11 protein-coding genes and 1 pseudogene are annotated in these 14644 nt (G+C 69.4%); 9 read left to right on the top strand and 3 right to left on the bottom strand.

Features of this window, described 5'->3' with window-relative positions:
* Nucleotides 1–130 precede the first annotated feature (130 nt).
* Together QIS96_RS22010 and QIS96_RS22005 are read right to left on the bottom strand one after the other, a co-directional pair.
* A complete protein-coding gene (locus QIS96_RS22010; RefSeq protein ID WP_282544404.1) occupies nucleotides 131–2152 on the bottom strand; it encodes an SPFH domain-containing protein in 2022 nt (673 codons plus the stop codon).
* Between the two features lie 85 nt (nucleotides 2153–2237).
* Nucleotides 2238–2873, bottom strand: coding sequence for a hypothetical protein (locus QIS96_RS22005; RefSeq protein WP_282544403.1), 636 nt, complete (start codon nucleotides 2871–2873; stop codon nucleotides 2238–2240).
* A gap of 373 nt (nucleotides 2874–3246) precedes the next feature.
* Here QIS96_RS22005 and QIS96_RS22000 point away from each other — a divergent pair, with 373 nt between their 5' ends.
* The 3 genes from QIS96_RS22000 (at nucleotide 3247) to QIS96_RS21990 (ending at nucleotide 5871) form a co-directional block, all read left to right on the top strand.
* Entirely contained in the window at nucleotides 3247–4617 is a 1371-nt protein-coding gene (locus QIS96_RS22000; protein WP_282544402.1) for a TrkH family potassium uptake protein, read from the top strand.
* A gap of 23 nt (nucleotides 4618–4640) precedes the next feature.
* On the top strand, nucleotides 4641–5366 hold the full coding sequence (locus QIS96_RS21995; protein ID WP_282544401.1) for a potassium channel family protein: 726 nt from the start codon (nucleotides 4641–4643) through the stop codon (nucleotides 5364–5366).
* Nucleotides 5367–5493: 127 nt separating this feature from the next.
* Nucleotides 5494–5871 carry a hypothetical protein gene (locus QIS96_RS21990; protein ID WP_282544400.1) on the top strand — a complete coding sequence of 126 codons (378 nt, stop codon included), beginning with the start codon at nucleotides 5494–5496 and terminating at the stop codon, nucleotides 5869–5871.
* 182 nt (nucleotides 5872–6053) lie between these two features.
* Here QIS96_RS21990 and QIS96_RS21985 read toward each other — a convergent pair whose 3' ends face one another.
* Complete coding sequence (locus tag QIS96_RS21985; protein WP_282544399.1) at nucleotides 6054–7952, bottom strand: potassium channel family protein; 1899 nt, start codon at nucleotides 7950–7952, stop codon at nucleotides 6054–6056.
* Between the two features lie 76 nt (nucleotides 7953–8028).
* Between QIS96_RS21985 and QIS96_RS21980 the strand changes: the two are divergent.
* From QIS96_RS21980 to QIS96_RS21955, 6 genes and pseudogenes are all read left to right on the top strand, one after another.
* Nucleotides 8029–8261: pseudogene (locus tag QIS96_RS21980) on the top strand (cation:proton antiporter); the annotation flags it as partial.
* 428 nt (nucleotides 8262–8689) lie between these two features.
* Nucleotides 8690–9436, top strand: a complete 747-nt coding sequence (locus QIS96_RS21975) for a hypothetical protein (RefSeq protein WP_282544398.1) — start codon at nucleotides 8690–8692, stop codon at nucleotides 9434–9436.
* A 13-nt stretch (nucleotides 9437–9449) separates the two neighbouring features.
* Nucleotides 9450–11606, top strand: coding sequence for a DUF6571 family protein (locus tag QIS96_RS21970; RefSeq protein WP_282544397.1), 2157 nt, complete (start codon nucleotides 9450–9452; stop codon nucleotides 11604–11606).
* Nucleotides 11603–12190 (top strand): hypothetical protein, encoded by a 588-nt coding sequence (locus QIS96_RS21965; RefSeq protein ID WP_282544396.1) that lies wholly within the window; start codon nucleotides 11603–11605, stop codon nucleotides 12188–12190. The genes QIS96_RS21970 and QIS96_RS21965 overlap by 4 nt, the downstream gene beginning before the upstream one ends.
* Nucleotides 12190–13290, top strand: a complete 1101-nt coding sequence (locus QIS96_RS21960) for a hypothetical protein (RefSeq protein ID WP_282544395.1) — start codon at nucleotides 12190–12192, stop codon at nucleotides 13288–13290. The genes QIS96_RS21965 and QIS96_RS21960 overlap by 1 nt, the downstream gene beginning before the upstream one ends.
* Before the next feature lie 3 nt (nucleotides 13291–13293).
* On the top strand, nucleotides 13294–14466 hold the full coding sequence (locus tag QIS96_RS21955) for a hypothetical protein (protein WP_282544394.1): 1173 nt from the start codon (nucleotides 13294–13296) through the stop codon (nucleotides 14464–14466).
* The last annotated feature ends 178 nt before the right edge of the window (nucleotides 14467–14644 follow it).

The raw sequence follows: 14644 nt of genomic DNA, 5'->3' as shown, positions 1-14644 counted from the left end.
CGGTGTCCTTCCGTGTCGTGCCGTGAGGTGCCCCGTGCTTGCGGGGTGGCCCGTGCTGATGGGGTGCGGCGGAGGTGTGAAGGGCCGGGACCGCTGCCTCCCCCCGTGCAGCGGCCCCGGCCGGTCTGGATCAGCCCGCGGCCGGGCTCTTGCGGGCGGCGCCGTTCAGCTCGACGATCGGCATGTCGGCGATGCCCAACTGCCCTGCCTTGTCGAGCAGTTCACGCACCGGACCGGACTGGCCGCCCTTCATGAGCTTCATCAGGAGCGCGGACACCGTGAGGTTCTGCACGTCGGCCGTGGAGACCGAGCCGAGCACCTTCGCCAGGTCGTCCGTGAAGCTCGCGGTGCCGTCCAGCCAGGGGCCCGCGAGGGTCTGCGCGGTGTCGGAGTTCTGGACGAAGGCGTCGACGCCCTTGCCGAGCGCGACCGACGACACGAGCCGGTCGAAGAACACGGACTCGCCCCCGACGATGTTGATGTCGGCGTTCTCCAGGCCGGTGGCGAGCACGGTGGCCTGCGCCTCCGCGACCTGCCGCTGCACGTCGATGCCGGCCAGGCGGATGTCCTTCTCGGCCTCCAGGCGCAGCCGGTACTCCTCGTGCGTACGGGACGCCTCGTCGAGAGCCGCCATGGCGGCCGCCTTCTCGGTGAGGCCCGCGGCCTCCGCCTTCAGCTTCGCCTCGACGCCCTCGGCCTCCGCGCGCATCCGCGCCTCGGTGGCCTGCGCCTCGGCACGGCCCGCCTTCTCGATCGCGTCGGCCTCCTTCTCCCGTACCTGCACGGCCGCGAGGCCCTCCGCGGCCCGCTCGGCCTGAACGCCCTCTGCGAGGCGGAGCTTGGCCCGCGCGTCCAGGTCGGAGGCCTTCAACCGGGCCTCGGCCAGGGTGAGTTCCTCCGCGGCACGGTGGGTTGCCGCCTGCTCGGCGGCCTCCGCGGCCTTGATGCTCTTGACCAGGCCCTCCTGCGCCTCGGCCTCCGCGGCGATGACGATCGCCTGCCGTTCCCGCTCCGCCTCCTCCACGGCCCGCAGCTTCTTTATCGACTCCTCCTGCTCGGCGACCGTACGGTCCACGGCGACGCGCTCCCGGATGACGTCGGCGATCTCCCGCTTCTCCGCCTCCACCTCCTTCTCGGCGGCGATGCGGGTCAGTTGGGTCTCGCGGTCGCGGGCGATGACTTCGAGGAGGCGGTCCTTCTCGATGCGTTCGCTCTCGACGGCGATGACCCGCTCGCGGTTCTTCTGCGCGACGGCGACCTCACGCGCCTGGTTCTCGCGCTGCACGCCGAGCTTCTCCTCGGTGGCGAGGAACGCGCTCTGCGCCCGCAGCCGTTCCTCCTCCACCACTCGCGCGGTCTCGGCCTCCTCCCGGGCCCGTACGGTGTCGACCTCGCGCTTCTGCTTGATCTCGGCGTCCGCCTGGCGGCGCTCCAGCTCCAGGATCGCCTCCCGGGCGTCGACGTTCTGCCGGGTGATCCCCTTCTCCTCGTGCCGGGTGAACTCGTTGGTGCGTACGTGCTCGACGGCCGTCAGCTCGGTGATCTTCCGGATGCCCTGGGCGTCCAGGATGTTGGACGGGTCGAGCTGGCTCAGCGGCGTCTGCTCCAGGTGGTCGATCGCCGCGTCCTCCAGGCTGTAGCCGTTCAGGTCGGTGCCGATCAACTGGATGATGCGGTCGCGGAGTTCATCGCGCTTGGTGTAGAGGTCGGCGAAGTCCATCTGCTTGCCGACCGTCTTCAGCGCCTCGGAGAACTTGGCGTTGAAAAGTTCCTGCAGCGTGTTCTGGTCGCTGGCGCGGGCGGTGCCGATGGCCTGCGCCACCCGGATAACGTCCTCCACGGTCTTGTTGACCCGTACGAAGAACGAGATGCGGATGTCGGCACGAATGTTGTCCCGGCAGATCAGCCCGTCCCGGCCGGCGCGGACGATGTCGATGGTCTTCACCGAGATGTCCATGACCTCGGCCTTGTGCAGGACGGGCAGCACGACCTGCCCGGTGAAGGTCACGTCGACCTTGCGCATCTTGGAGACGATCAGCGCCTTGCCCTGCTCGACCTTGCGGAAGAGCCGGGTGACCACGAGCAGCAGAGCGACGACGATGAGGAGGACAACGGCGACGGACACGCCGATGCCCAAGGTGATGGCATCCATGTGAAGTCCTAGAGAGCAGTGGCGAGTTGAGACGGCGTGCAGCCGTGAAGTGACGTGCGTGCGTGCGGGAGAGGGGCTCGGTCCCTCAGGCGCGACGGGGGCGCGAGGCTCCGTCCGGCGGCGCGGAACCGAGCTCGGCGCCATGGGCGGCCACCCAGAAGAACTCGCCGTCGTCGTCGTACGCGTACAGCAGACCGGTGCTGCCGGCCGACAGCGCGTCGGTCCCGAACTGCCGGACCTGGACGATCGCGGTGGACCCGTCCCGCGCGGCGACCTCGGCCTGCCCGAAGTCCGCGTCCACCCGCCCCGTGCGGATGGTGCAGAACGAGCCGATGAAGTCCTGCCGGGACGGCCCGGGTTCATCGGGGAACAGCTGGGCCAGCGGGCGTACGAGGCCACGCGCCGCGCACCAGGCGACGGCGAGGGACACCGGGAACACCGCCCCGTCGGCGGCGACTTGGGCGGCGCCGCCCAGACCGGTCCGCCCGACGAGCACCGACCCGGTCACGGCGGAGAGCCAGCCGACCACGACCATCAGCGACGCGACGACCGCGACGGGCACACCGCCGAGCCCCAGAGCGCCCAGATCGACATCCGCGTCGAAGCCGTCCGCGTCGAAGCCGCCGAGCAGCACCAGCAGCCAGAAGGCGACGACGACCAGGAGTGCGGAACTGAAGACGACGCCAGGAAAACCCACAGCCGCACCAAGAAGCTCCCCCATGCCGCCCCCTCCCCCATGCACTCGGTTGCATCGGGAGCGTGTCCGGGTGCCGGGATCCGCTTCGGGAACCCGGCACCCGGACTCTCCCCCGTTTCCGCCCACAGCCATCTTGACGCGCCGCATATGCCCACCGCATTGCCGGAACCCGGCAGTCTTTACGGGCTGTTAATGCCGGGAATCGGCCCCGGAACGCCGCCAGGGCGGCCGCCGCACCCTCCGAGGCGGCACCCCGATCGCGTCGCCGCCCCGGGGACACCGCGGCGGGCAGCAAGCCCCGCCCGTCGGCCCTCGCCTGGATAGGGTGACGGCCGACGAGATCTTGGAGCGTTACCGATCCTCTGCCTGCGCACCTCCATGAAAGGGCGGTGATGTGATGGCGCGCGCGACGCGGGTGTGGCATTCGCTGTTCACCCTTCACCCGGCTCGCACCGTCGTCATGGCCTTCGCGCTCGTGATCGCCATCGGCGCCGGGCTGCTCTCGCTGCCCTTCGCGGCCGAGAGCGGGACAGCGACCGGCCTGGTCACCTCCCTTTTCACGGCCACCTCGGCGGTGTGCGTGACCGGCCTCGCCGTCGTGGACACCGGAACGCACTGGAGCGGCTTCGGCGAGGGCGTGATCCTCGCGCTCATCCAGGTCGGCGGCTTCGGCATCATGACGATGGCCTCCCTGCTCGCCCTGCTCGTCTCCGGCAAACTGCGCCTGCGCATGCAGTTGACCGCCCAGGCCGAGACGAAGAGCTTCGGCATCGGAGACGTACGACGTGTGCTGCTCGGCGTCGCCGGGTGCACGGTGATCGTGGAACTCGCGGTGGGCGCGCTGCTCGCCCTGCGCTTCCGGTTCGGGTACGGGGAAACCGTCAGGGACGCCGCGTACCTCGGGTTCTTCCATTCCGTTTCGGCCTTCAACAACGCCGGCTTCGGCCTGCACCCCGACAACCTCACCCGCTACGCGCAGGACCCCTGGGTGACCCTGCCCGTCTCCGCCGCCGTGATCCTCGGCGGCCTCGGCTTCCCCGTACTGCTCGAACTCCTGCGCCACCGGCACCGCCGTACGTCGACGGGGCGCCGCAACTGGACCCTGCACACCAAGCTCACCCTGCTCACCACGGCAGCCCTGCTCCTGATCGGCACTCTGCTCACCTGCGTCCTGGAGTGGACCAACAAGGGCACGCTCGGTCCGCTCGACTGGCCGGGGAAACTCCTCAACGGCTTCTTCCACTCCGCGATGTCCCGCACCGCCGGGTTCAACAGCCTGGACATCGGGGCCCTGCAGGCGTCGACGCTCCTGGTGACCTGCATCCTGATGTTCATCGGCGGCGGCAGCGCGGGCACCGCCGGCGGCATCAAGGTCACCACGTTCGCCGTACTGGCCGCGGCCATCGCCGCCGAGGTGCGCGGCGAGCCCGACGCCTCCGTGATGGGCCGCAGGATCGCCCCGCACGTCCTGCGTCAGGCCCTCACCGTGGCTCTGCTCGGCGTCGGCCTGGTCATCGCGGCGACGCTCGCGCTCTCCAGCATCGCCCGGCACCCCTTCGAGAACATCCTCTTCGAGGCCGTCTCCGCGTTCGCCACGGTGGGGCTGTCCACCGGCATCACCGCCGACCTGCCCGACACCGGACAGCTGATCCTGATCCTGCTCATGTTCGTGGGCCGGCTCGGCCCGATCACCCTGGTCTCGGCCCTCGCCCTGCGCGAGCGCACACGCCGCTACCACCTGCCCGAAGAGCGACCCGTCATTGGCTGACCACCTGCCCGAGGAGCGACCCGTTGGCTAACTACCTGCACAACCTCCGCCGCCGGCGCCGCAAGCGCCTCGCCCACCAGTACGCCGCCAAGGCCCCGGCCGACCAGCGTCTCGCCGTCATCGGCCTCGGTCGCTTCGGCAGCTCGCTGGCCAACGAACTCACCCAGCGCGGCTGGGACGTCCTCGGCATCGACACCGACGACCGGCTCGTGCAGAAGCACAGCGACGGCCTCGCCCACGCCGCGGTCGCGGACTGCACCGACCCCGAGGTGCTGCGGCAGCTCGGCGTGCACGAATTCACCAGCGCGGTCGTCGCGATCGGCACCGACATCGAGGCGTCGATACTGGTCACCTCCAACCTCCTGGAGGCCGAGGTCCCCAACATCTGGGCCAAGGCCATCAGCCGCCAGCACGGCCAGATCCTCGAACGCCTCGGCGCCCACCACGTCGTGCTGCCCGAGTACGAGATGGGTGAGCGCGTCGCCCACCTGGTCACCGGCCGGATGCTGGACTTCATCGAGTTCGACGACGACTTCGCCCTGGTCAAGACCGTCGCCCCCGAACTCGTCACCGGCGTCCCGCTGGGCCGGAGCCAGGTGCGCAGCAAATACGGCGTGACCGTCGTCGGCATCAAACGCCCCGGGGAGGACTTCACGTACGCCACGGCCGAGACCGTCATCGAGAAGGGCGACGTCATCATCGTCACCGGCAAGACCCATGCCGTGGAGACCTTCGCCGACCTCAGTTGACGCCCCGGACATGGCTGGTCCGCCTGATCACGGCGGGCCGGTGCGGTGTCGCCGACGCATCAGCGCCGCATCAGCGTCGCGTCAAGCGCCCTCGCCGCCGGCCCTGCGCGTGTCTGGCGTCTACGTCATGGCACCTCACGAGGGCACTGTCCACGATCGGCACTGGGGCCATGCCTGCCGGAGCGCGCTCGTCCACGCGGCCTGCCTGCTGGGCGTCCTGCTGCTGACCGACGCAGGTTCCGGAGGCCTGGATCCGCCGCGCGCCGCGCTCTGGACCGGCCTGTCCGTGCTGCTCTTCGGCATCCTCACGCCGCCGCGAGTCAGCGCGGGCCACGGGTGGCCGGCCGCGCGTGGACTGCTCCGGGAGCGGCGGGTCCGTACGGATCGACTGGTGTCGGTGCGGTGGGTCGACGGCGTCGCGCAGCGACTGGTGCTGCGTGAGCTGTCCCGGCGGGTCGACAGCGAGACCGCACGCCTGCTCTTCAAGATCTCCGACATGAAGTAGCCGAGGGAACCGCCACGGTGGCGGCGCGCACCACGACAGACGTACGACATCGGGTCGGGCGGCCCGAACTCGTCCACGCAGACGACGAGTTCGGGCTCGCCGTCCTCGCCGAGGCAGGCGTCACGGACGGCGGGCACGGCGGGCACGGCGGGCACGGCGGGCCCGTCCAGGGACCGTCGCCATCACCGTGGCCGGTGTGCGGGATTCCGGCCGAGGAGTTCCGCGAGGCCCTGGCGGGTGGCGGCCAGGACGACCCGGTCCTGTGCCTTGAGTACGTAGCGAGGGTCGGTGTTCCAGACCAGGCCCGGCGCGTGCTCGTCGTCGGGGGAAGGCGTGGTGGCCAGGTCGGGCATGCGCTCGACGGGGTCGGTGACGTCGAGGGCCAGGACCCGCCAGTGGCCGGGGCGGAACGCCTCGGCGACGGTACGGCCCTCCAACTGCGGGTGCCCGGCGACCTGGAGTGCGGCGAACACCAGGACGCGGCGTTCGACGGGGATCGCGCCGAGGATCTGGCGGCCCATCATCGCGCCGGCGAACGCGGGTGCGGCGAGGGAGGTGACGCTGCGGCTGCGGGTGAGGGCCTGGGGGTGGGCGCTGCGCAGGGTGCGGTAGACGGCGGTGGCGAAGTCGTCGTCGTACAGGCGCAGCGCAACCCGGAGGTCGGGTTTCACCGAGCGGGCGTACAGCGCTGCTTCCAGGTTGGTGGTGTCGGTGCTGGTGAGGGCGAGGAGGGCGTGCGCGCGGTGGACCTTGGCGGCTTCGAGGACGCCTTCGTCGGTGACGTCGCCGAGGACGACGGGCACGCGCAGGCGGCGGGCGAGGGTGATGCCGCGGGCTTCGGGGTCTTCCTCGACGCAGACGACGGGGATGTCGAGTTCACACAGCCGGTGCAGTACGCGGGTGCCGATCTTGCCGAGGCCGAGCAGGACGACGTGGCCGGACAGGCCGCGGGGCGGGCGGCGCAGGGCGGACGCGCTGCGGAAGGTGCCGAGTGCTTCGAGGGCGGCCGCGAACAGGACCGGCAGAAGCAGCAACCCGGCGAATCCGGCGAGGAGTTGGAGGATCTGGCGGCCTGCTTCGGCGTCGGTCGCGGGGTCGTTGATGGCGAAGAGGTCGAGGAGCGTGATGTAGGCGGCCCGGATGGGCGGGGCGTCGGTGGTGATCCAGGTGGCGACGGCCAGAGCCAGTACGCAGGCCGACAGGCCGAGGAGCGTCCAGCGCAGCCGGCGGGAGAACAGCTGGCCGAGGGGCGCGGTCCGGCGGGCGAGTCGGCCCGGCGGGAGGGTAGGGCCGGTGTGGGTCACGTTCTCCAGGACGATGGTTCCGCGTCCGGTTGCCATCGTCACGGCCCGGTCGTCCGGCAGGAGTTGGGGCCCTTCCTCGCCGCTGCCGTCCGAACCCTCGCTGCCGGCCGGGTCGTTGCTGGTGGCGGAGAGCAGCGCGAGGGTGCACAGGCCCGGCTCGGGGACCTCGCCACGACCGGCCGGCATGCGCTCGACGGCCCGCAGCAGGAGCCCGTCGGCCTGAACCACCTTGCTGGTACCGGCGATTGCGGTCGCGGCGAGGGCCGGTGCGGCGGTGTCGGCGTCCGACAGGACTGTGGTGGAGGCATCGAGGGTGGCGAGGTCCATGTCCGGTGCGGCGACGACGGCGGCCTGGTCGAGCAGCTCTTCGAGGTGTTGTCCGAGCTTGCGGTTGTAGAGCCTGATGACCAGGCGAAGGCGGGGGTTGAGGCGGCGGGCCGCGAGGGCGACGCGGATGTTGGTCTCGTCGTCGTCATGGACGAGCGCGAGCGCCGCCGCGTGCGGGACGCCGACCTCGCGCAGCACCTCACCGCTGAGTTCCGGCGCCTCCAGCACTCGCGGCGGAACGGGCCCCGCGCCCTGCCCGGCAGGGGCGGTGCGTCCCATGAGGTTCGACGACATACGGCCGAGGAGCGCGGCGGCTCTCCCCGCGCCGGCCACCGGTCGGGACAGACCTCCGCCCGAGGACGGCAGCACGAGAGTCACACGCTCGCCGTAGACCTCGTGCAGCTCCGTGGCGAGACGTTCGGCCAAGGCATCGTCCCCGCAGACAACCATGTGGCCTGCGGCGGGACTTGACTGTGGTTGACGCGGGAGTGCTGACACGGACACGAAGAGTGCCTGAAGTGGGCGGCTGGTTCCAAGTGGACGGCTCCTGGGCCCATTGGGCGGACTGTTCGCCGTGCTCTTCACCGACGGCATGCATGGCGCGGTCGTCCTGGCCATCGTCCTGATCCGCCCCGCTTCGCTCCTGATCTCCCTGGCCGGCACCCGCTTCGAGCCCGCGAAAAGCTCGTCGCCGCATGGTTCGGCCCGAAGGGCTTCGCCTCCGTGGTGTACGGGCTGCTCGTCCTGCAGGCCGGGATCGCCCGCCGCTGCGCAAAAGAGCAGCGGCGAGTCGAATACGTGAGCCGGCACAGCCAGGTCCTCCGGTCAAAGGCGTCTGCTACCTCCGCAACTGGGGTGCCGAAAGGCCCTAAGCATGCAATTACTTGGCCTTCACATTGCCGGGATCCGGAATTGTGCAGGCTCATGGCCGGACATACGGTTCGCGAGACCAGAATGGCTGGCGTTCGGGCCAAGACCGCAGGTGAAGCAGGTTTCGCCCGGCTCCGTGGCGATCGGGCACACCCGGCATGGGCGTCGCCCGACCCCGGCCGTTCTGGCAATGATGGAGCGGGCCGCACTCGACCGTGCGGCTCGCTGGTACAGGGGGGTTCGTGAGTTCCAACGACGATGCAGTGCGTCCGATTTCAGCGCCCAACACAGGCCCGGACCCGCGGAACATGCATCAAATGCCGCCGCCGGACGAGCCGTTGGACGTGCGCGATCTGACGTCGGCGCCTGAGGTTGCCGATCCCGGTTTCCAGTACGGCACCGGTGGTCTGCAGCCCATGTCCGCGGCGGACGCGGACCGCGTTCCGACTGTCCGCCTCCCTCCCCCGGACCGGTCCACCGACGTACGCGACCTCGACCCCGCGCCTGGCACACCGGCCGGCCCAGGGGCCGCGACCGGTGGGCTGCAGCCGATGTCCGCGTCCTCGGAGGCCGGGCAGAGCGCGCCCATCGGGGCGGCGGAACGCACGGCGGACGTGCGTGACCGGGACCCCGCCCCGGGCGCTGCCGTCGACCCCGGCTTCCATTACAACGGGATCCAGACCATGGCCGGCGGCAGCGGCGGCGGCTCCGGTGGCGTGCAGTCCAACGGCTTCAGCGGGGTGAACGACCCTGCCGCCCTGAACCGCGCCGGTGAGAACGCCAAGGAACTGGCCAGCCTGGTGCACTCCAAGGGCGATGTCGGCGACGACCTGGAGATCACGGCCGCTGCGGGGTCCTTGTCCGGTGACCTGTGGGGCGGTGACCTGGGCGTGGCCCTCCTGAAGTCCATGGAGACGTGGGACAAGCAGGCCAGACGCCTCACCCTGATCTGCGCCGACATCGGCGAGAAGTGCACCACCACCGCGCAGAACCAGACCCGTACGGAATCGGCGAACGAGGCCGAGATGAACTCCGTTCGCGCAACCCTTTCCGACTTCGGGTGACAGGAGAATTCCCGTGAGCACCATCGCCTACGAGCAGCTCTACCACCTCGACGTCGAATCGATCAGCACCGCCGTGGACCGCTGGAGCGATGTCATACGTCGCTATCAGGGGTGGGACCAGAGGTACGGCGACGATGTGGTGAAGCCCTTCGCCCAGGCCGGCTGGACCAGCATCGACGGCACCTCCATGTACGCGCAGGTCCAAGTCGCAGGCGCCAACAAGGAGTTCAGCGACGCCGTCATCGAGGCCAAGGGCATCCGAGCCGTCCTGCAGGACGCGTACGAGGAGCTGCGCAAGTACAAGGCGGACCTGCACCAGGTGACCGCGGACGCGAAGAAGGCCGGCGTCGTCATCAGCAGCACCGGAAAGGTGACACTGCGCGACCCGGACGAGAAGGGCGATGAGAGGCGCGGGCCTGGCGGGGTGCTGCCGTCCGAGAACGAGGAGAAGGTCCTGCGCTGGCAGGCGAAGATCAGCTTCATCCTGGTCGCCGCCGCCAACGCCGACCAGTCCGCCGCCATCGCCCTGAAGCGCAACACCGGCAAGGGCGGCGACGAAGGCTTCAACGACAAGACCGTGAAGTCCGTCGACCAGGACGAGTCGCAGCGCGCCACCAAGCTCCTCGACAAGGTCGAGAAGGGCGACAAGCTCTCCCCCGCCGAGCTCAAGGAGCTCGAACGCTTGATGAGCCACAACCAGAAGGACCCCGAGTTCAGCAAGATGCTGCTCGACAAGGTCGGTCCGGAGAACGCCGTCAAGCTCACGAACCAGCTCAACGAGCTCGCGTACGACACGGACAAGGGAAACCAGCAGCGGTACACGGGCATTCAGCAGGGCCTCGCCAACGCCATCGCCACCGGGACCCGCGATCCGGATTCGGCCACGTACAAGAAGTGGCGGGCCGGCATGGAAGAGGTCGGCATGAAGCGCTACGAGTGGCAGGGCGAGGAGGTCCGCGGATATCAGTCCCTGGTCACGCTCATGCAGCACGGAGACGGGTATTCGGACCGATTCCTGCACGATCTCGGGGACGGCATCATCGCCGCCGAGAAGGCGGACGACGGGGACGACAACTGGGACAAGCACAAGTGGTGGATCAACAAGCACGACGGCTATTTCGCCAACGACCCGATGGACGGGCTCCTTAAGGTCATGAGCCGCGACCCCGATGCCGCGGCCGCGTTCCTCGACCCGAAGAGCGACCCGAACCCCGACGACGACAAGAAGCAGACCAACGACAGGCTCGAATACCTGACTCGCGAACGAGACTGGAACGTCGTCGACGGCAACGTGGCGATACGCAATCCGCATGACCCGGACAGCATTTTCGGGGATCCCCTCAAGGGCAGCGACATCGAGGACCCGCACACGAGGGAGGGCCTCGCAGCGGCTCTCACCGCCGGAGCCACCGGCATCGACCCCGCCAACGCCGAAGGCGGGTACGTCGAGCACTCGGCCGCCAACCGCCGCGTCTTCGAAGCCTCGTTGAAGCACCTCTCCGACGAGGGCAACGACTTCCCGCCGCAGCTGCGCACCCCCATGGCGCAGGTCATGGGCAACTGGGGCGACGACGTGCACCAGACAACCAGCGCGCACAACGACGGCGAGGCCCCGCTGAAGCGAGGCGATGTGCTGGAGGTGGCAAAACAGATCTCCAGGGACCCGCACGCGTACGGCACGCTCCAGGACGGCATCAACCGCGAGATCGTCCACGACATCAACGTCCATGAGGGCGGGTCCGAGGAATCCTTGCGGCGAGCGGGAAACACGATCGGCTTCCTCGAGGAGGCCCGCTACCAAGCCCTCAAGATGGACGCGGACGACGAGAAGAGCAAAGCCATGTGGGAGGCCAAATGGGACTACCACACATGGGGCGGCGTCGTGAACTTCGTCCCATACGCGGGTGACGCGGCACAGCGAGGTGTGGACGTGATCACAGCCAAGTGGCTCGATGAGGAGAACGAGCGCATCGACGCCGGGCTCGCGCGCGAGAACATGGCAACAAACCAGGGCGGGGAAGGCCGATTGAAGGCCCTGGCACAACATTGGCGAAGGGCCAATCCCGATGCCTCAGAGGGCGAGTCTCAATGGCTGACCGTTGACAGATTCGTCGATGCGGCAAACAACGGCAACGCGGCGGCACGCAGCCTGTCAGGCGGTGGATCATGAGAAGCAATCGTTGCCGTGCCACGGCAGCCGTCGGCACCCTGGCGGCTCTGCTCGTCGGCTGCTCCGGCGAGGCTTCGGACTGGGGCTATCCCATTCCGAAGGAATTCTGCGGCGTCGAGACAACACAGTCCACGCTCAAGCCCTTGATGCCCTACGGCGATGCCGTGGAGGAGTTCATCCGCGCTGACGTAGGAGTAGGGCCGGATGTCGGCAAGCGGTGCTACCTGTACATCGACAGAGAGCAGTACGGCAATGCCAAACACGTGTCGATCAGGCAGGCTCGGGAAACTGAGAAGACCGATGCTGTCGTCGAAGCCGATCGCGGTCTGCACTACAGGAATCTTGACTCGGTGAATTTGGGCGGGCCTGTCATCAGCGCTGCCACCGGGGACGAGGGGGCACTCGTCGTGATGCGGTGCAAGTCTCCGAACGCCGCCTCTGCGAAGTACCCCTACCTGGTCACCGAAGTCACGTTCGGCAAGTGGGCGGACAAACCCAAGGATCCGACCGCCAGGCGTGACCACCTCCAAGCCTTCCTGCGCGACTACATACCGGCGACAGAGGCCGCCAGGTGCACGCAGTAGTGGGTTCTGACCAGCGGCACTCGTCGCGCACACGTATCGCCCACATCGCCGTCGGTTCGACCGTTGCCCTGGCTGTCGTCGTCGGCGCTCTCTACTTCTCCGGTGCGTACGACAGTTGGACCGGGAAGGCGACTTCGTCAGCGCCGTGCGACGGACTCGTCCCCATCAGGCAGGCCGAGGAGTTGCTGGGTGCCCGTGAGCTGACCTCCGACGCCCCGTCCTGGGACGGTGACTTCTCCCAGCCCAAGCAGTGCTGGCTGGACCCGAAGAAGCATGAGCCCGACGGGGAGGAGCACTCCCTGACCGTCAGCGCCAGCCGAACCGCCGGCAGCCGCGAACTGCTCCTGGATCTGGACCGATTCATGTCGGACTCCGACACGCAGACCGTGTCCCCCATCGGGCACGGCTGGCGCGGCCTCCTCAACACGTACACCACCGACCCCAGGGCCACGGTGGTCATGGCGTGCGACACCGGCGACCGGTCCGACCTCACCGTCAATCTGCGGGCCCGGTATCCCGTCCTTGCGGAGCCTCTCACCGAGCGTCAGCGCGTTGAGCTGGCCCGCCTCGCCACGGAGACGGCTGCCAACGTCGCCGAACGCGCCGGCTGCCGGGCCACGGAGGGCGACACGGTCGACAGCGTCGCCGCGCCGATTCCTCCCCGCTTCGACAACACCACGGCCGTCGCACCGGGGAAGGCCACCGGCACCTGTGCGAACGTGCAAGCCCCCACCAGGGAGACCGCGACCGACCCGCTCGCCCCCGTCGAGGACTGCATCGTCGTCGACGCCTCCCACACACCCTCCTTCCGCCTCGCCGCTTACTACGGCTCCTACGTCGAGGACGGCCACGTCGCGACGTACAAGCGCGGCGACGACGGGCTGTTCCGCGGGCGGTCCGGGGAGGCGGAAGGGGTGCAGTGGGCCACCGCCACGTGTCCCGCCCAGGGCGGCACCGCGTTCTTCACCGCGGAGCCGTTCCACGCCAGACAGGCCCCGGAGCCTTTCCTGCGTCGATCCGCTTTCCGCGCCTTCGCCACGCGTTCGGCGAAGGAACACGGCTGCGAGGCCCCAGAGTTCGACGACCCGAGAAGTGAGTGATCGATGCCCGAGCAGCCCACCCCCAAGCGCCCGCCCCGGACCCGCACAGTGATCGGCGCGTGCGCAGTCGCCCTGAGTCTCGCGGCAGCCGGGGCGCTCTACGTCACCGGCGCATTCGGCCCCACGGGCAACTCCTCGGACCAGGCCCGCCTCCCGTGCGACGGCATCGTGCCGCAGCAGCAGGCGGAGCAGTTCCTGGACGCCCGTGGCGTAGCGATGGTCGACCGGATCGACCGCATGGACGACGAGCCTCAGAAGTGCAACCTCACTCCGCGCAAGGCGTCGAAGGCCGCGGCGTACGACGAGTTGGACGTGGTCGTGAACCGCTCCGCGTCCGCGTCGAGCGGGGATCTGCTGCGGGAGTTGAAGCGCAGGCAGTCGGACACGGCCGGCTATCTGGTCTCGCCGATCGGCAACGGGTGGCGCGGTGTCCTGGCCACGGACGAGTCGGAGGCGCGGGCGACTTTGGTCATGCTCTGCGGCGACGGTGACGTCTCGGACAGCCTGAGCGTCAACGTGACGGCCTGGAACCCGGACAACCCCGGTGGCCCGCCCACGGACGGGCAACGGGCCCGGTTCGCTCAACTCGCCGCCGACACAGCGGCGAACGCCGCCGAGCGCGCCGACTGCAAAGCCGATCCAGGCAGGAAGATCGAGCGCGTCGCTGCCCCGATACCTGACCCGCTCAGCAGCGGCAGCAGCGAGGGAGCAACCCCGGCAGGCGCCGCTGACGGGACCTGCCAGGGCATCGACGCACCCACACGCGAGACCGAGGCCGACCCGCTCGCGCCCATCGAGGACTGCCTCGTCCTGGACGAGACCGGCGCGCCCTCCTTCCGCGTCGCCGCCTACTACGGTCCCTTCGTCGAGGACGGGCACGTGTCCACGTACAAACGCGGCGACGCCGGCCTCTTCGAAGGCCCCTCGGGCGGAGCGGACGGTGTGTACTGGGCGAGTGCCGACTGCCCGGCGCAGGGCGGAACGGCCTTCTTCACCTCGGAGACCCTCCACCTGGACGAACCGCTTCACCACTCCTGCCCCACGGCTCCAGAAGGCAGCCCTCAGGAAACTCGCACAACGCTCCGCCGAGCAACACGACTGCTCAGCACCGGAGTTGGACGACTGATACTCCCCTGGGCCTCTGCCCAGGGCCGATTCCGACATCTGCACGGCTGACGCCTGCATCAGTCTTCCCGGGCGCCCCGGCCGAGCACGAATGCGGTGAGGGCTCCGACGAGTACCGCCCAGGCGACGACGGCCCAGAAAACCGCGGGAACGATCAGTGCGCACGGAGGGAACTGCTCTGCACTGGCGGGCGAGCCCCCGGGGCAGCAGGCCCCGGGAGCTCGCGCCG

It is taken from the genome of Streptomyces cavernicola (assembly GCF_029968035.1).
Lineage (GTDB): Bacteria > Actinomycetota > Actinomycetes > Streptomycetales > Streptomycetaceae > Streptomyces > Streptomyces cavernicola.
This window is presented reverse-complemented; position numbering and strand designations above follow the sequence as displayed.